The sequence below is a fragment of the Glaesserella parasuis genome, assembly GCF_002015085.1.
Classification (GTDB): Bacteria; Pseudomonadota; Gammaproteobacteria; order Enterobacterales; family Pasteurellaceae; genus Glaesserella; species Glaesserella parasuis.
The window spans coordinates 60,808-77,534 of sequence record NZ_MUXW01000005.1; the positions used below are offsets into that span (position 1 = coordinate 60,808).

A 16,727-nucleotide genomic window follows, 5' to 3' on the forward strand; every position below is an offset into this window, starting at 1 on the left:
ATGTCAGCATTCATTAATCTATTTTATATTTACGATCCGTGGTTATTCCATTTTTTCCGAATGGCATTTTTCTGTGGTGGAATAGCGATGTTATATTTGCTTTACCAAATCTACCGCAAACAACGCTTACAAGGAATTACATTACCACTGGATAGTTTTGTCGCAATTTTTATCCTAATTATTGTAGCGGTTATTCCGATGTTATCTCACGGCACTAAAGAATTTTATGCCGTAGGAATGTATATTAAAGGCTTAATTTTATTTACCTGTGGCGTTGCCATTTATAATCTCTGCTATTATCAAAAAACTAATGCAAAAGAAATGATGGTTAGGGATTTAAAAATCGGTATTATTGTTCAAGCAGTAGTGGGTTTTACCGCACTGGCAGGTATTCCCTTTATGATTGATTTAGGTATTTCAACGAATGCGGTTTTCCCTAAATTCTATGGTTCAGAACAAGAATACCGTTTATATAATTTAACTTCTACTGTATTCTTCCAGCTTAGTTTATTCTATGCTTTCTTATTGCATTTTTTACTTGCTTATAATGCAAAATATAATAATATCAGTCCGATATTTGTCTTCTTATTATTATGTATTGGTTTAATTTCAGGACGTACTTTTTTATTTATTTCTGCAATTAGTTTTCTTGTCTATTTTAGATGGAAATATATACCAGCCATTTTGCTCTTTGGAACTATCTGTTTATTTTTAGCCTTTAATTTTGCAGAAAATAAATATGTACAACACGCTTTAGAGCCTTTAATCAATGTTATTCACGGCTATGGTTTAGTTAGTTCATCTACGGATAATCTAGTTCAAAATCATCTTTATATCCCTGAATTAAAACAGATTTTAATTGGTGATGGACGTTATTTTTATCCTCAAGGTGGCTACTACGGCAGAACAGACTCTGGTTTTTTACGCCAAACATTATATGGCGGATTTATTTATCTCTCTGTTTGCTTCTTATTTATGTGTTACTTCGTACGAAAAGTGGCAATAAATTGGTTTGACGGTAGTTGGATTTTTATCTTATCTACCTTACTTATTCTCTCCATTTTAAATGTAAAAGCCGATGCCTATGCTTTCCCTGGCATTATGTTAGTGTTATTAATGTTTTTATCTTTATTTGGCAATGAAGGTAAAAATAAAATTCTATTTTTAAATAACAAGACAGAAAATGTTTAGTATTATTATTCCTTCTTATAATCGAAAAAATGAAATTCCTGCATTATTAACAAGTTTGGAATATCAAACGGAATATAATTTTGAAGTGATTATTGTCGATGATCACTCTGTTGAGCCAGTAGAAATTAAACATCTCTACCCATTTCCTGTCAATGTGATTAGGAATGAACAGAATTTAGGAGCAGCAGAAAGTCGTAATGTAGGAGCAAGATTTGCTGAAAACGAGTGGCTACTCTTTTTAGATGATGATGATCGTTTTGCTCATCCAAAATGTGAAATACTGGCAAAAACAATTAATGAAAACCCGACGATTAATTTTATTTATCACCCTGCTGAATGTGTGATGGTAAATGAAGGGTTTAGTTATATCACTCGCCCCTATGAAAATGAACAAGCGGTCACTTTAGAGAATATTTTACTGGCAAATAAAGTAGGTGGAATGCCGATGATTGCGATTAAAAAATCATTTTTCTTTGCAGTCAATGGATTATCAACGGATTTAAAATCTCTAGAAGACTATGATTTTATTTTGAAAGTCATTTCGCATAACGAATTTAAACCAAAACATGTTTCTCAAGCCTTAACAACCTGTACTTTCCATACTAAACGAGCAAGTGTATCGACAAATACACAAAATACTGAATTAGCGATTGAAACTATTAAACAAAAATATGTAAAAACAGATATTCAACAAAAAAACTTTGCTTTTAATGCATTATATATGCTTTCTTACCCACATATAATGAATTTATCTCGTAAAGCGGCTTGTTATTATTGGCAGATGTTCTTACAAAGTAAAAATATTAAACATTTGGTGATTGCTACCCTCACATTTATTTCACCAAAACTTGCAATCAATATGAAAAGGTTTATCTAATGAAGTTTTCCGTATTAATGTCCTTATATTTTAAGGAAAAATCAAAATATTTAACCGAATGTTTTGAAAGTTTAAAAAATCAAACGGTTCAAGCGGACGAAATTGTTGTTGTATTTGACGGAGCCATTACCCCTGAATTAGAACAAGTTATGCAAAATTTTGCGGAGATCTTACCGCTTAATATCGTTAGACTTGAGCAAAATCAAGGGTTAGGAAAAGCACTCAATCACGGCTTAACCCACTGCAGAAATGAATGGGTATTCCGTATGGATACGGACGATATTTGTATTCCAGAACGTTTTGAAAAACAGATTGCGTTTATTGAACAAAATCCCGATACCATTATTTTTGGCGGACAAATTGCTGAATTTGGCTCAGATATTAATGATATTGTCAGCTATCGTCGTGTGCCAACAGAAACCAAAGCCATTGTAGAGTTTACACAGAAACGTTGCCCATTTAATCATATGACGGTCGCCTACCAAAAAAATGCTGTGCTTGAATGTGGTGGCTATCAAGACTTACAAGAAGATTATTATCTCTGGATTAAATTGGTCGCATTAGGCAAAAAAGTAGCGAATTTGCCTGAGGTTTTGGTTTATGCTCGTATTGGAAATGGTATGGTTGGTCGCCGTCGTGGTATCGCTCAGGCTAAGGCAGAATGGCGCTTGTTTAAATTAAAACACCAAGTGGGTATGCAGAATATCGTTTCAGGTTTTATCACTTTTACTATGCGAGTGGTACCGAGATTATTGCCAACAGTCTTACTTACTCTGTTTTATAAATTACTTCGTAAATAAAAGGTGTAATATGTTGTCTATACAAGATTTTCAAATAAAAATAGTTGCTAATATTTAGAGAAAATAAACATTAGCAACTATTTTGTCTACCATGCCGATTATTCCTTATGAAGAGCGATAAACATAGTTAATTATTCTGTTTTAAGCGATAACGTCTATCCATCATACAAAGTATGCCACCTATCGTCATAAACAATCCACCGAACCAAATCCAACGGATAAACGGTTTGTAGTATAAACGTACGCCCCAAGAGCCATCTTCTAAACGTTCACCTAAGGCTGCATAGAGATCTCGACTAAATCCCCAGTCAATCGCAGCTTCAGTCATACCCATTTTACTGACATTGTAAAAGCGTTTTTCTGCGTGTAGTGTGGCTTCATATTTACCATTTCGATGAATTTCAATATCCGCTGTGCCACCAATATAGTTTGCCCCATTTGAGTCACGAATACCCTTGAAGGTAAAGTTGTAATCTAAAATTTCAACTTTGTCGCCTACATTCATTCGTACATCTTTTTCGATACTGTAATTTTGGCTAAAGGCAATACCAAACACAGTCATTGCAACCCCTAAATGAGCCAACACCATTCCCCAATGGGAACGAGAAAGTTTCAAAATGCCTTGCAAGAAACTATGACGATGCGTTGCTCGTTGATGTAGTTCATATAAACTCAATGCCACGATAATGACGGACATCATTGTCCCTAATACCACGCTGACAGTAATTTTGCTGGCAAAAAGATAAGGTAATCCAAAGCCAAGCAATATCATTACGGCTAATGAAATGAGAACTGGCTTACGGATAGCAGAAACCTGATCTCGACGCCATTTTACAAGCGGTCCAATCCCCAATAAAAATGCAAAAGGCACCATTAAGATCATAAACATTTGATCGAAGAAAGGCGCCCCGATAGAAATTGTCCCTAAACCAATTTGTTTATGAATTAACGGTAAAATCGTGCCTAAAAAGACCACCGATAAGAACGCCATTAATAGCACATTATTGAGTAATAACATTGACTCTCGTGAGTAACGTTCGGAATTGTCTAAGCTCTTGATTTTACTGCCTTGATAAGCGTAAAGCAGTAGCGAACCGCCAATAACCACCACGAGATAAGCCAAAATATATAAGCCTCGAGTTGGATCAGAAGCAAAAGCGTGAACCGATACCAAAATCCCTGAACGCACTAAGAATGTGCCGAGTAAGCAGAGTGAAAAAGCAAGAATAGCTAGCAAGACCGTCCACGCTTTGAAAGTACTACGTTTTTCCGTAACCGCTAAAGAGTGAATTAATGCAGTACCTGCAATCCACGGCATTAACGAGGCATTTTCCACAGGATCCCAGAACCACCAACCGCCCCAGCCAAGCTCGTAGTATGCCCACCAAGAGCCGAGTACGATACCTAATGTTAAAAATACCCACGCTGCCATAGTCCAAGGACGTGACCATCTCGCCCAAGCAGTGTCAAGACGACCTGTCATCAACGACGCAATAGCAAAAGCAAAGGCAACAGAAAAGCCCACATAGCCCATATACAGTAACGGAGGGTGGAAGATTAAGCCAACATCTTGCAACATCGGATTAAGCTCTCGACCATCAACAGGAAAATCAGGGAAAGTTCGGTTAAACGGGTTAGAAGTAAACAGAATAAAGACTAAAAAGCCAATGCTAACCAAGCCCATTACCCCCAATACACGAGCGATGGCTTCTTCAGGCATTTGTCGGCTGAATGTCGCAACGGCAACGCTCCAAAGGGAAAGTAGCCAAATCCAAAGCAACAAAGATCCTTCGTGAGAACCCCAAACAGCGGAAAGGCGATACTCTAACGGTAACGTACTGTTTGAGTTATTCACCACATACTGCACAGTGAAATCATTGACCGCAAACAGATAAAAAAGCGAGCCAAACGAGATTGATAATGCTAAAAAAACCGCCCACGTCATCGGACGAGCCAATGCCATCAGACTAGCATTTTGTTTATAAGCACCAACAAGCGGTAAGATCGCCAATAAAATTGCCAATGCGAGAGCAAGAGCAAGGGTATAGTTACCTAATTCAGCAATCATTTATTTTCTCCAAACGGCTGAGAGATCTGCGTTGCATCACGTTCTGATTTTCCTTTGAGATCTGCTTCTGAAATCCCCATCGGCTGATGTTGCTTTTTCATCTGATCGCCTAATTCAGGTGGCATATAGTTTTCATCGTGTTTAGCTAACACTTCGGTTGCTTTCAGTTTTGTCGGCTCAACTAAAGTACCTTGTGCCACAATCCCTTGCCCTTCACGGAATAAGTCAGGTAAAATCCCTTCATATTCCACCTGAATTGCAGGCCCAATATCATTGAGATCAAAGGTCACTTTAAGGGTCTTGTCATCACGTTTTACCGACCCATCAACCACCATACCCCCTACACGAATACGTTGCCCAACTTCAGGCTTGGTTTCTGGATCATTATTTTTACCATAGATAATCTCTGATGGCGTATAGAATAAGTCAATGTTTTGGCTTAACGCATATAAGGTTAAACCAACAGCAACGGCAAGCCCACTTAACACTGCCATCACCACTTTCAGTCTAGATTTGCGTCTTGGGTTCATAAAAACCTCGTTGTAATCACTCAAAAAACAAATAGAAAAATTAAAGTGCTATCCTAACAAAAAATCTGATAAGAATCGTTAAATATTCGATTATTTTATTCTTTAGTATATAAAAATCATGTCTACCCTAAGACAGGAAATGGTCAAACATTCTCTAATTGAGAATGTATTTGATTAGGTACGGTTGATCCTAAAGTCCAAGAAATAAATGATATAGAGCTTAGTATAACTTAATTTACTACACAAAAATCCCACAAGTTGGGTCGTTTGGAGCCATTCTAACAGATAATTTTGGGCAACATATAGTTTATTACTTAGAGAGATAGGAGTGTTTATAAGCAAGGCAGAACTCATTACATCTCAATATGAAAGGTTTCCAAGAAATTATACTGCCTCTTTCGATGTTACTTGTGTACTTTAGGGGATGCCAAACATAGAGAGAAGCAAGGACTGCTCGTTTTTGAACATAAATATAGGTAGAAATAACCGCACCTTATTGTTATAAGTTGCGGTTATTTTTTGCTACTTATAAGGCTTTTAAAATATCGTCCACACGTTCTTTCGCATCACCAAATAACATTTGAGTGTTTTCTTTGAAGAACAGTGGGTTTTGTACGCCTGCATAGCCCACTGCCATTGAGCGTTTGAACACGATAACGTTTTGGGCTTTCCAAACTTCAAGTACTGGCATACCTGCAATCGGGCTATTTGGATCGTCCATTGCCGCTGGGTTTACTGTGTCGTTTGCACCGATAACCAAGACTACGTCAGTATCTGAGAAATCATCATTGATTTCGTCCATTTCTAATACGACATCGTAAGGCACTTTCGCTTCAGCAAGTAATACGTTCATATGGCCTGGTAAACGTCCTGCAACCGGGTGAATACCAAAGCGAACATTGACGCCACGATCACGTAGTTTCTGTGTGATTTCAGCAACAGGATATTGTGCTTGTGCCACCGCCATACCGTATCCTGGGGTGATGATCACAGAGCTTGCATTTTTAAGTAATTCTGCCACTTCTTCTGCGGTGGTTTCACGGTGTTCGCCTTGTTCTTCATCTGAGCTGACTTGAACATCGTTACCAAAGCCGCCTGCGATAACGCTGATGAACGAGCGGTTCATTGCTTTACACATAATGTAAGAAAGGATCGCACCTGAAGAACCGACTAATGCCCCTGTGACGATTAGCAAGTCATTGCTTAACATAAAGCCTGCTGCTGCGGCTGCCCAACCTGAATAAGAGTTAAGCATAGAAACAACCACTGGCATATCCGCACCGCCGATAGAAGCCACTAAGTGCCAACCGAAAGCTAAAGCGATTGCAGTCATCACTAATACAGGGAAAATGTTCTCAGGATTATTTAAGAAGGCAACCATTAATAGTGCAGAAACCACAAGTGCCGCAAGGTTTAATTTGTGGCGGTGTGGCAACATTAATGCTTTTGAATTGATAATGCCTCGTAATTTACCGAAAGCAACCACTGAACCTGTGAAAGTGACCGCACCGATGAAGATACCAAGGAATACCTCAACATTGTGGATATTTTGTAGCACTGGATCTGTTTCGTGTGCAAGACCGTAGCTGTTAAAGCCGACTAATACCGCCGCTAAACCTACGAAGCTGTGAAGAATTGCCACAAGCTCAGGCATTTCGGTCATTTCCACTTTTAATGCTTGACGAATACCGATAGCACCACCGATTGCCATTGCGATTAAAATCCAAATGGTTCCTTGTGATTGTGGCCCAAAAATAGTTGCGATAAGGGCAATGGTCATACCCACAATGCCGTACCAACAACCTGCTTTTGCCGTTTCGTGTTTAGAAAGCCCTGCAAGGCTCATAATAAAGAGAACGGCTGCGACAATATATGCCGCTTGTACTAAACCTAAAGACATACTCTTTCTCCTTAACCTTTTCTAAACATTGCTAGCATTCTTTGGGTAACTTTGAAGCCACCGAAGATGTTGATACTCGCCACTAAAATCGCAATAAAGGCAAGTACGCTGATAAAGAAGCTGCCTTGAGAGATTTGTAGTAACGCACCGACAATGATAATACCTGAAATCGCATTGGTTACTGCCATTAATGGCGTATGTAATGCGTGGCTGATGTTCCAAACTACATAGTAACCCACTACGCAAGAGAGAACGAAGACGGTGAAGTGAGATAAGAATGCTGCAGGTGCAACAGAAGCTAACCACAAGAATGCGATCACCGCTAAGGCTAACAAGCCATATTTAATGCGTGGATCTGCCGGTTTTTCTTCTTTTTTCTCCGCAGGTTTTGCTGCCGATTTTTGTTGTGGCTGTGCAGATACTTGAATTGGTGGTGCTGGCCAAGTGACTTCGCCATCACGGATTACGGTAACGCCACGCAATACTACATCTTCAAAGTCGATATTGATGTTGCCATCTTTCTCTTTGCAGAGTAATTTCAAGAGATTGACTAAGTTGGTGCCGTAAAGTTGAGATGATTGAGTTGGTAAACGACCTGGTAAATCAGTATAACCGATAATTTTTACTTGGTTTTCTGTGGTAACCACTTTACCTGCTTGGGTTAATTCGCAGTTACCGCCCGTTGCAGCCGCTAAATCCACAATCACCGAACCTGGTTTCATTGTGGCAACCATCTCTTTGGTAATTAAGCGTGGGGCTGGTTTGCCTGGGATAAGTGCGGTGGTAATAATAATATCCACTTCTTTTGCTTGTTCAGCATAGAGTGCTAATGCACGGCGGTTAAATTCTTCCGACATCACTTTTGCATAGCCATCACCGCTGCCACCTTCCTCTTTAAAATCAATTTCAAGGAAACTTGCACCCATTGATTGTACTTGTTCTTTTACTTCAGGACGAGAGTCGAACGCACGCACGATGGCACCAAGGCTGTTTGCTGCACCAATTGCGGCTAAACCTGCAACGCCTGCACCGATCACAAGTACTTTCGCAGGTGGCACTTTACCTGCGGCGGTAATTTGACCTGTAAAGAAGCTACCAAATTCGTGAGCGGCTTCAACAACGGCACGATAACCAGCAATGTTCGCCATAGAACTTAAAGCATCTAGGGCTTGCGCACGAGAAATACGCGGCACAGCGTCCATAGCTAACACATTGATTTTCTTTGCAGAAAGTTTTTGCATTAATTCAGGATTTTGAGCAGGCCAAATAAAGCTCACAAGCGTTGCCCCTTCCTTGATTAATGCAATTTCGGCATCGGTTGGTGCATTGACTTTAAAAATAATGTCTGCATTCCAAACGGCTTGTGCGTTGCCGATAGTCGCACCTGCTTGAGCGAAAGCATCGTCTTCAAAACTTGCTTTAAAGCCAGCATTTTCTTCAATGATGACTTCAAAACCAAGTTTCTTAATCTGTTCTACGGTTTTTGGCGTTGCTGCCACACGAGTTTCACCGTCTAACAGCTCTCTTGGTACACCAATAAGCATAAAGACTCCTGTAGGTTGGTTAAAATAATAATGAATTAAAACGTTGCAAATGTACCATTTATTTAACTTTTTGGGGGATTTTTTTCACGTTTATTTTGAAGAAATCTTAAAATCATTTAACCGATTTTTTACAAGCGGAGGATTTCGTAATAAAACTTGCAAAAGATAAATTATTCGTTGGAGTTATTAGGACTTTTTTGCTATATTTATGCCCAATTTTTTGCCCTAAGTCTATGGGCTTATTTCGCTTTTAACTAAATTTAATGGATCCCTTTTATGTTTAAGAAATTTCTAGGATTATTTTCAAACGACCTTTCAATTGACCTTGGTACTGCAAACACGTTAATTTATGTAAAAGGGCAGGGTATCGTGCTTGATGAGCCGTCGGTAGTTGCGGTACGTCAAGATCGTGCTGGTTCATCAAAAAGTATTGCAGCAGTAGGTAGTAATGCAAAATCAATGCTAGGTCGTACACCAAAAAGCATTTTGGCTATTCGTCCGATGAAAGACGGGGTGATTGCTGATTTCTATGTGACAGAAAAAATGTTACAGCATTTTATCAAACAAGTGCATAGCAATAACTTTATGCGTCCAAGTCCTCGAGTGTTAGTGTGTGTACCAGCAGGGGCAACTCAAGTAGAGCGTAAGGCAATTAAAGAGTCGGCGATTGGTGCTGGTGCTCGTGAAGTTTATTTAATTGAAGAGCCTATGGCTGCTGCGATTGGTGCAGGCTTACCTGTAGCAGAAGCTGCTGGTTCAATGGTAATTGATATTGGCGGTGGTACAACAGAAGTTGCGGTACTTTCATTAAACGGTATCGTTCATTCTGCTTCGGTGCGTATTGGTGGTGATAAATTAGATGAAGCAATCATCGCTTACGTTCGCCGTCACTATGGTTCTGCGATTGGTGAAACAACTGCAGAGCGTATCAAAAAAGAGATAGCAACAGCTTATATTCAAAATCAAGATGAAATTCGCACAATGGAAGTTCACGGTCACAATCTTGCAGAAGGTGCGCCTCGTACATTCGTGTTAAGCTCAAAAGAAGTGTTAGAAGCGATTGAACAACCTTTAACAGGCATTGTTGATGCAGTAAAAGGGGTTCTAGAGCAATGTCCACCAGAGTTGGCTGCCGATATTTTTGAACGTGGAATGGTATTAACAGGTGGCGGTGCTTTATTACAAAATCTTGATGTATTACTTTCAGAAGCAACGGGCGTGCCTGTTATCGTTGCCGAAGATCCATTAACTTGTGTAGCTCGTGGTGGCGGTAAAGCACTTGAGATGATCGATATGCACGGTGGCGATCTCTTTAGTGACGACAACTAATTCAACCTTGAGTTATTAGCATAAAAATGGACAATATCAACGGCTATTGTCCATTTTGCATTTAACAAGATCCATTAAATATAACTGAAATATGAAACCAATTTTTGCGAAAGCACCACCTATAGGCGTAAGACTATTCTTTGCAATTGCGATCTCTATCAGCCTGATTTTACTTGATGGTAGAAGCAGTGCAATGATCCAAATGCGTAATGTCCTCGAAACAGCGGTCAGCGGCTTGTATTATTTTGCAAATACCCCTCGCACCGTATTAGACGGTGTAAGTAACAACTTTATCGACAGTCAAAAACTGCAAGTTGAAAACCGAGTATTAAAAGAACAACTGCGTGAAAAGAACGCAGACTTATTGCTACTCGATCAACTCAAAGTGGAAAACCAACGTTTACGTTTACTACTTAGTTCCCCTTTACGCCAAGATGAATATAAAAAAGTAGCTGAAGTGCTGACCGCAGAAATGGACGCTTACCGCCAACAAGTAGTAATAAATCAGGGACAAAGTGACGGTGCTTTTGTTGGTCAGCCCGTAATTGATGAACGAGGCGTTGTGGGGCAAGTGATTTCTGTCGGGAAAAACAGTAGTCGAGTATTACTTTTAACCGATGTCACTCACGCCATTCCCGTACAAATTTTGCGTAACGATGTTCGAGCAATAGCCAATGGCAACGGACACAGCAATGAATTGATTTTGGATAACTTACCAAGAACCGTGGATATTGGCAAAGGTGATGTGCTTGTCACCTCTGGCTTAGGCGGACGTTTCCCTGAAGGCTATCCCGTTGCCGTAATTGAAACCGTACAAAATGATGGTTCAAACCATTTTGCCAGAGCAACGGCTAGACCGCTCGCCTCACTTGATCGCCTGCGTTATTTATTACTGTTATGGCCAACAAGCGAAGAAATCCGCAATGCATCAAGCCTTTCACCGCAAGATGTGCGTGATGCTGTGGAAGAAAGACGTAAAAGTCTAAACCCATTAGACCGCTTGAAAAATAGTAAAAAAGAACAAGTAAGTAGTGATGAACAAAAAGAAGAAACTGTCGAACCTGAAGAAACTGTAAATCCAGCAACACAGCCAGAAGTCGATAACGGTATTAATCACAGCACAGAGCAAGGGGCAGAATAATGCGTGAAAATATGATCTTCCAAATGTTAGTGCTGACCTTCATTTTCGTCATCGCTTTTGTCCTAGAGATTATGCCTTGGCCTGTGGATTTACAAGGATTACGCCCAACTTGGGTTGTATTAGTGCTTATCTACTGGGTATTAGCTCTGCCTGATAAAGTTAGTGTCGGCACCGCTTTTTTAGCAGGAATTGTTTGGGATCTGATCTTAGGCTCAATTTTAGGCATTCACGCGTTAGTATTGTCAATTGCGATCTATTTTGTTGCCAAATATCATCTTATCTTGCGTAATCTCTCGTTATGGTTACAGAGCTTACTTGTGATGGCATATATCACACTTATTCGTTTCTTTATCTTCTTTATCGAACTAGTGCTACATAGTGCAGAATTTAACACCCAAGAAATCATCGGGGCGATCATAAGCGGCATCTTATGGCCGTGGATTTTCTTACTGATGCGACACATACGCCGAGGACTACATTTACGCTAATGAACAGCTTATCTTTCGATTTTTCTGCAGATTTTCGTCCCCTTTCCGCTCGAATGCGACCACGCACTTTAGCTGAATATGTCGGACAATCACACCTGATCGGCGAAGGTAAGCCCCTACGCCGAGCGATTGAAGCTGGGCATAGCCACTCAATGATTTTCTGGGGTCCCCCAGGAACAGGCAAAACCACCCTTGCAGAAATTATCGCAAACGAACTTGATGCCGAAGTTGAACGCCTATCCGCCGTCACCAGCGGTATCAAAGAGATCCGAGATGCCATCGAAAAAGCCAAACTCAACCGACAATCCGGCAGACGTACTTTACTCTTTGTTGATGAAGTTCATCGTTTTAACAAAAGCCAACAAGATGCCTTTTTACCCCACATTGAAGACGGCACCATTATTTTTATCGGTGCAACCACTGAAAATCCGTCCTTTGAACTGAATAACGCCTTGCTGTCACGGGCAAGAATTTACATTCTCAAGCCACTACAAGCGGTCGATATTCTAAAAATTTTGCAAAATGCCATTGCAGACAAAGAGCGTGGACTAGGTAATGAAAAACTCATTATTCAAGATGATGTGCTTCAACTGCTGGCGGATTATGTCAATGGTGACGGGCGTTTTTCTCTCAACTGCCTTGAATTAATGTGCGATATGGCAGAGCAATTACCACAAGGAAAATTACTGGATAAAGCCTTGCTCACCGAAGTATTAGGCGAACGCCAAGCCCGTTTCGACAAAGGTGGCGACCGCTATTACGACCTGATTTCTGCGTTACACAAATCCATTCGAGGATCTTCTCCTGACGGTGCATTGTACTGGTATGCTCGTATTTTAACCGCTGGAGGCGATCCACTGTATGTTGCTCGCCGACTACTTGCGATAGCCTCAGAAGATATAGGCAATGCCGACCCAAGGGCAATGCAAGTCGCCCTTGCAGCGTGGGATTGTTATACCAGAGTAGGGGCTTACGAAGGCGAACGGGCTATCGCTCAAGCGGTGATTTACCTTGCCGTTGCCCCAAAAAGTAATGCCGTTTACACCGCATTCAAACAAGCCAAACGCCTAGCTCAAGAAGGCAAGGATTACGACGTTCCCGAACATCTGCGTAACGCACCGACTAACTTAATGAAATCCTTAGGTTACGGCGAAGAATACCGCTACGCCCACGACGAACCTAACGCCTACGCCGCAGGGGAAAACTACTTCCCCCCTGAACTGAAAGACACCCAATTCTACTTCCCAACCGAACGTGGAATGGAAAAGCAGATCAAAGAAAAAATGGCGTGGTTGAAAGGATTAGATTTGCAGAGTGAGGTGCAGAGGTATAACAAACAATAAGTTTAAATTTGTTTGCTCAACTCAATAAACACCCTATGTTTATCATAGCTATAAAGAACGTGGTTACTTTGCGTTTTAGTAAAATTGTAGGTTAAACGAGGAGTGATCCCCCATAAATGCACGGCACGATGCCAAATTGATGCATTGAAGCCATATTCTTTATTACGTTGAATAATGCGGAAAATCGCCTCTTTTTTATAGCGTTTTTGAGCTACACTTACGGAAAGGCGAGTAGAAAACCCTTTGCCCCATTCTTGTCCCCAACCTAAACTAATTCCCCGACGGAAAAAGCTATCATCTTTATCACGAGTAGCGGTGCGATTGTAGTTTAAATTTGCAAACCAATATTGGTTTGCATTGGCTAAATAAACTAGCCCACCAGAGATAAAGTGATAATTGCCATTGAGGTGCAAGCGACTTGCATAGCGTTGTTCGGCATATTCATAGTTAGTGTTGAGTTGCCATTTAGGTGATAACCAATAGTTTGTTTCAAGGGTTAAACCGCCTGATTTAGAAAAACGTCTTAATGTATCACTTTGATTAGAGCCACCTGCATAAAGTGTTTGTTCCATAAATGGCAACAGCCTCAGGTTATATTTTGCATTTTGAAAACCTAGCCCCACACTGCCTCGTAAGCTCATTTCGTTGTATTTTTTATTATCCCAGTAGTATTTGCCGTTGGTAGCAAGACGTAGTTCATTAAAGAAACCATTTCCCCACGACCATTTTTTACCGAGATCGAAATTAAAACCGACACCTTCTGCCGATTTTCGTTTTGGTGCGTGCCAGTTGCCGTAGGTTGTTCCTGCTTTCGGTGCATTATTGATATTAGGATCGTTAAGATAAGTCACGCCACCCGAAAACGTCCAACGATCTCGTTGGTTTATCGCATTAAGATATTGATCGATAAGTTGGGTAATTTCGGGGATAAGCGGTTCAGAACGCAGTTTTTTAAACTGATCTTCTGAAGCCTCTAATTCGTTATTTTCAAATAGGGCTACCGCAAGTTGTAAACGAACAGGCTGAATATCTGCTTGTTCGGCAAGGATCTGACGATATAACTTGATCGCTTCCGTATATTGCTGATTTTTCTTTGCCACAATTGCCGATGCCCATTTGGTGAGAATTGGATCGTGAAATTGTGCAGGAAGCTGTTGGTAAATGGGATAAAGCAATTCGACATTGTCAATATTACCTTGCATTACCGCAGGCAATAATGCTCTTATCACTAAATCTGGATATTTTACCAACTCTTTTGAAGTCATTGTAATACTACTCTTATCCGTTTCCTCCTTAGCGATTTGATGAACCTTAAATTGATGGCTGTGAATGAGGATATCGGCTTTTTCTGCTTGGACTCTATTATCATTTAGATGTTCAGTAATACTATCCTGAGATAGTTTTGCTATAGAGTAGTTAGCTAAGACTAATAAAAGTGTTGCACTAATAAACGAGTGATTCATAACGTTCCTATAAAAGCATGAAGCAATGTCAAGACTGTTGATTTTTATTAACAATAACTTAACTGGCGCTTACATTGTTTGAATTAATGTTGTAATTGTCAAACTTATCAGATATCATATTGATAATGATTTTTATTTGATTACTGGATTTATTCTAATATACTCATATATTATGTTGCAATGGTTTTATAACAGGTTTTATAACATTTCGATTTTTTTATCTGTAACTCTTGTTCATATCGGGTTGGCATATATGATTTCACAACTATCTTGGGATAGAGATCTCAATCATTTTGGGGACTTAGAAAATTTACAAATGGTTGAAGTAAATTTAGGAAGCGAAGAACCCATTGAAGTGAAAAGTGAAAGTGAGCCAGAGGTGACACAAGAGCCAGAGCAAATACTCAGTACAGAAGTAGCAGATGTTTCACAAGCAGATCTCGTTAAAAAAGAGGAGAAACCTGAAGTAAAAGTGAAAAAAGAGATAAAAAAATCCCCAGAAAAGCTCACCAAAAAAGTAGAGAAAAAGAAAGTGTTATCGCCTAAAGCACACTCAGATGAAAAAACAAACACAAGCCAAGTTGCCCAAAATCATCAACAAGGAAATCAAAATGGTGTTGAAGGGAGTAAGTCTGTCACTGGAAACGCCAAAGTAGATGCTTCTCTTGGTGCGGGTTATGGCAATGCAATGCGAGGGCGTTGTTCAGATATTTCTGATGAATCTGATGATGTAGGCAGTGTGAAATTAAAGGTAACAATAGGAACGAATGGTAAAGCGACAAATGTAGAGATTTTATCTTCTTCAGGTATTAAACGTTTGGATAATCAAGCAAGCAGAATGGCATCGGGACACACCTACCAGCCTGCCAAAATAAATAATAGTGCAGTGGTAGGCAGTGTGATTTTTAGTATTCATTTTAAATGTGGGGCAGCAGCCTAAATTATTTGAGGTAATTTATGAATTTAATTCAACTTCTTCAACAACAAGATATTGTACTTTCCATTTCCTTTGGAATTTTAGTTGTAATGAGTATTTTATCTTGGACTATTATTTTAATTCGTTTAATTAAAATGATTGGTATAAGAAAAAATAACCAACAAAGTTTTAAATTAGTCAAATCTGCTGAAAATCTTACTCAAGCAGAGCAATATATTCAAAACAAGCGGTCTGAAATTGCAGATATTTTACAGCTAACTTTTAAACAATGTGAATTATATCAAGCTAAAGAAAAGAACCATTTATCTCATCAACTTCCATTTAAAGATTTCCTGACATTGCATTTGCGAAATGCCATCACTCAATCGTTGCGTAAATATGATGGCGGTTTAGTTGCACTCGCTTCTATTGGTGCAGTTGCGCCGTTTATTGGATTATTTGGCACAGTCTGGGGAATTTTTAATGCACTTATGGATATTAGTCAGCAAGGGCAAGTCAGTATTGCAACCGTATCTGCCCCTATAGGTGAGGCTTTAGTTGCAACGGCAATGGGATTATTTGTCGCCATTCCTGCGGTGCTTGCTTATAACTTAATTACTCGCCTTAATCGTAATCTTTCTCAAGATTTAGATCATTACGCAAACGAGTTATTTATCTATTTATTACATCACTATGGAGAAAATAAATAATGGCATTTGGAAGTTTTGATAAAAATGAAAATTCGGTAATGTCAGAAATTAATGTCACGCCATTAGTAGATGTAATGTTGGTGTTATTAATTGTTTTTATGATCACAATGCCTATATTAACGCAATCTATCCCGCTTGAACTACCAACCGCCAATGTTGAGAAAAAAGATGAAGCAAAAGATATTTTCAGGGTGGCGATTAATCCTACTGGCATTTATTTAGGCGAAAAGCTAGTGAATGAAGAAGAATTAAAACAATCTTTTCTGACAAAATTTCAGGAAAATAAAAATACCGTTATTGCTATTTCTGCGGATATTTCCGTGGAATATCAACATATCGTGAAAGTCCTTGAATTAGCTCAAAATGTTGGGCTAACCAAAATTGGCTTTATAACCCAACCTACAAAATAAATGCAGTGTTTTATATC

The 16,727-nt window shown here is 39.5% G+C and carries 15 protein-coding genes; 10 read left to right on the top strand and 5 right to left on the bottom strand.

What is annotated here, in order from left to right; translation table 11 throughout:
- Genes B0183_RS02960 through B0183_RS02970 form a run of 3 tightly spaced genes read left to right on the top strand, consistent with a single transcriptional unit; the run spans position 1 to position 2,868 of the window.
- Positions 1-1,191, top strand: a complete 1,191-nt coding sequence (locus B0183_RS02960; RefSeq protein WP_035521975.1) for a hypothetical protein — start codon at positions 1-3, stop codon at positions 1,189-1,191.
- Positions 1,184-2,068, top strand: coding sequence for a glycosyltransferase family 2 protein (locus B0183_RS02965; protein WP_021111744.1), 885 nt, complete (start codon positions 1,184-1,186; stop codon positions 2,066-2,068). Before B0183_RS02960 ends, B0183_RS02965 begins: the two co-directional genes overlap by 8 nt.
- Positions 2,068-2,868, top strand: coding sequence for a glycosyltransferase family 2 protein (locus B0183_RS02970; protein ID WP_035524923.1), 801 nt, complete (start codon positions 2,068-2,070; stop codon positions 2,866-2,868). The genes B0183_RS02965 and B0183_RS02970 overlap by 1 nt, the downstream gene beginning before the upstream one ends.
- 127 nt (positions 2,869-2,995) lie before the next feature.
- Here B0183_RS02970 and B0183_RS02975 read toward each other — a convergent pair whose 3' ends face one another.
- From B0183_RS02975 to pntA, 4 genes are all read right to left on the bottom strand, one after another.
- A complete protein-coding gene (locus B0183_RS02975; RefSeq protein WP_078208303.1) occupies positions 2,996-4,936 on the bottom strand; it encodes a heme lyase CcmF/NrfE family subunit in 1,941 nt (646 codons plus the stop codon).
- Positions 4,933-5,466 carry a cytochrome c maturation protein CcmE gene (ccmE, locus tag B0183_RS02980; protein ID WP_005710526.1) on the bottom strand — a complete coding sequence of 178 codons (534 nt, stop codon included), beginning with the start codon at positions 5,464-5,466 and terminating at the stop codon, positions 4,933-4,935. The genes B0183_RS02975 and ccmE overlap by 4 nt, the downstream gene beginning before the upstream one ends.
- A 526-nt stretch (positions 5,467-5,992) precedes the next feature.
- Positions 5,993-7,366 (bottom strand): Re/Si-specific NAD(P)(+) transhydrogenase subunit beta, encoded by a 1,374-nt coding sequence (gene pntB / locus B0183_RS02985; protein WP_005710528.1) that lies wholly within the window; start codon positions 7,364-7,366, stop codon positions 5,993-5,995.
- 11 nt (positions 7,367-7,377) lie between these two features.
- The gene (gene pntA / locus B0183_RS02990) at positions 7,378-8,910 is read right to left on the bottom strand and encodes a Re/Si-specific NAD(P)(+) transhydrogenase subunit alpha (RefSeq protein WP_078208304.1); all 1,533 of its coding nucleotides are present in this window, start codon (positions 8,908-8,910) and stop codon (positions 7,378-7,380) included.
- Positions 8,911-9,186: 276 nt separating this feature from the next.
- Between pntA and B0183_RS02995 the strand changes: the two genes are divergently transcribed.
- From B0183_RS02995 to B0183_RS03010, 4 genes are all read left to right on the top strand, one after another.
- A complete protein-coding gene (locus tag B0183_RS02995) occupies positions 9,187-10,239 on the top strand; it encodes a rod shape-determining protein (RefSeq protein ID WP_005710531.1) in 1,053 nt (350 codons plus the stop codon).
- 91 nt (positions 10,240-10,330) lie between these two features.
- Positions 10,331-11,380 (top strand): rod shape-determining protein MreC, encoded by a 1,050-nt coding sequence (gene mreC / locus B0183_RS03000; protein ID WP_005710533.1) that lies wholly within the window; start codon positions 10,331-10,333, stop codon positions 11,378-11,380.
- Positions 11,380-11,868, top strand: a complete 489-nt coding sequence (gene mreD / locus B0183_RS03005; protein ID WP_016528285.1) for a rod shape-determining protein MreD — start codon at positions 11,380-11,382, stop codon at positions 11,866-11,868. Before mreC ends, mreD begins: the two co-directional genes overlap by 1 nt.
- A complete protein-coding gene (locus tag B0183_RS03010) occupies positions 11,868-13,211 on the top strand; it encodes a replication-associated recombination protein A (RefSeq protein WP_078208305.1) in 1,344 nt (447 codons plus the stop codon). The genes mreD and B0183_RS03010 overlap by 1 nt, the downstream gene beginning before the upstream one ends.
- Before the next feature lie 2 nt (positions 13,212-13,213).
- On the opposite strand, the gene B0183_RS03015 is transcribed toward B0183_RS03010, so the two are convergent.
- Positions 13,214-14,674 (bottom strand): porin family protein, encoded by a 1,461-nt coding sequence (locus B0183_RS03015; protein WP_021111748.1) that lies wholly within the window; start codon positions 14,672-14,674, stop codon positions 13,214-13,216.
- A gap of 253 nt (positions 14,675-14,927) precedes the next feature.
- Here B0183_RS03015 and B0183_RS03020 point away from each other — a divergent pair, with 253 nt between their 5' ends.
- Genes B0183_RS03020 through B0183_RS03030 form a run of 3 tightly spaced genes read left to right on the top strand, consistent with a single transcriptional unit; the run spans position 14,928 to position 16,710 of the window.
- Positions 14,928-15,614, top strand: coding sequence for an energy transducer TonB (locus B0183_RS03020; RefSeq protein ID WP_234802019.1), 687 nt, complete (start codon positions 14,928-14,930; stop codon positions 15,612-15,614).
- 17 nt (positions 15,615-15,631) lie between these two features.
- Positions 15,632-16,300, top strand: coding sequence for a MotA/TolQ/ExbB proton channel family protein (locus B0183_RS03025; protein ID WP_005710542.1), 669 nt, complete (start codon positions 15,632-15,634; stop codon positions 16,298-16,300).
- Positions 16,300-16,710, top strand: a complete 411-nt coding sequence (locus tag B0183_RS03030) for an ExbD/TolR family protein (RefSeq protein ID WP_005710544.1) — start codon at positions 16,300-16,302, stop codon at positions 16,708-16,710. The genes B0183_RS03025 and B0183_RS03030 overlap by 1 nt, the downstream gene beginning before the upstream one ends.
- Positions 16,711-16,727: the final 17 nt, after the last annotated feature.

Bases quoted from the DNA above. Each gene is read 5' to 3' on its own strand.
- B0183_RS03020 (WP_234802019.1), top strand. From the start codon at position 14,928: ATGATTTCACAACTATCTTGGGATAGAGATCTCAATCATTTTGGGGAC.
- pntA (WP_078208304.1), bottom strand. From the start codon at position 8,910: ATGCTTATTGGTGTACCAAGAGAGCTGTTAGACGGTGAAACTCGTGTG.
- B0183_RS03025 (WP_005710542.1), top strand. From the start codon at position 15,632: ATGAATTTAATTCAACTTCTTCAACAACAAGATATTGTACTTTCCATT.
- mreC (WP_005710533.1), top strand. From the start codon at position 10,331: ATGAAACCAATTTTTGCGAAAGCACCACCTATAGGCGTAAGACTATTC.
- B0183_RS02965 (WP_021111744.1), top strand. From the start codon at position 1,184: ATGTTTAGTATTATTATTCCTTCTTATAATCGAAAAAATGAAATTCCT.
- B0183_RS02970 (WP_035524923.1), top strand. From the start codon at position 2,068: ATGAAGTTTTCCGTATTAATGTCCTTATATTTTAAGGAAAAATCAAAA.
- mreD (WP_016528285.1), top strand. From the start codon at position 11,380: ATGCGTGAAAATATGATCTTCCAAATGTTAGTGCTGACCTTCATTTTC.
- B0183_RS03015 (WP_021111748.1), bottom strand. From the start codon at position 14,674: ATGAATCACTCGTTTATTAGTGCAACACTTTTATTAGTCTTAGCTAAC.
- B0183_RS02995 (WP_005710531.1), top strand. From the start codon at position 9,187: ATGTTTAAGAAATTTCTAGGATTATTTTCAAACGACCTTTCAATTGAC.
- B0183_RS03010 (WP_078208305.1), top strand. From the start codon at position 11,868: ATGAACAGCTTATCTTTCGATTTTTCTGCAGATTTTCGTCCCCTTTCC.
- B0183_RS02975 (WP_078208303.1), bottom strand. From the start codon at position 4,936: ATGATTGCTGAATTAGGTAACTATACCCTTGCTCTTGCTCTCGCATTG.
- B0183_RS03030 (WP_005710544.1), top strand. From the start codon at position 16,300: ATGGCATTTGGAAGTTTTGATAAAAATGAAAATTCGGTAATGTCAGAA.
- pntB (WP_005710528.1), bottom strand. From the start codon at position 7,366: ATGTCTTTAGGTTTAGTACAAGCGGCATATATTGTCGCAGCCGTTCTC.
- B0183_RS02960 (WP_035521975.1), top strand. From the start codon at position 1: ATGTCAGCATTCATTAATCTATTTTATATTTACGATCCGTGGTTATTC.
- ccmE (WP_005710526.1), bottom strand. From the start codon at position 5,466: ATGAACCCAAGACGCAAATCTAGACTGAAAGTGGTGATGGCAGTGTTA.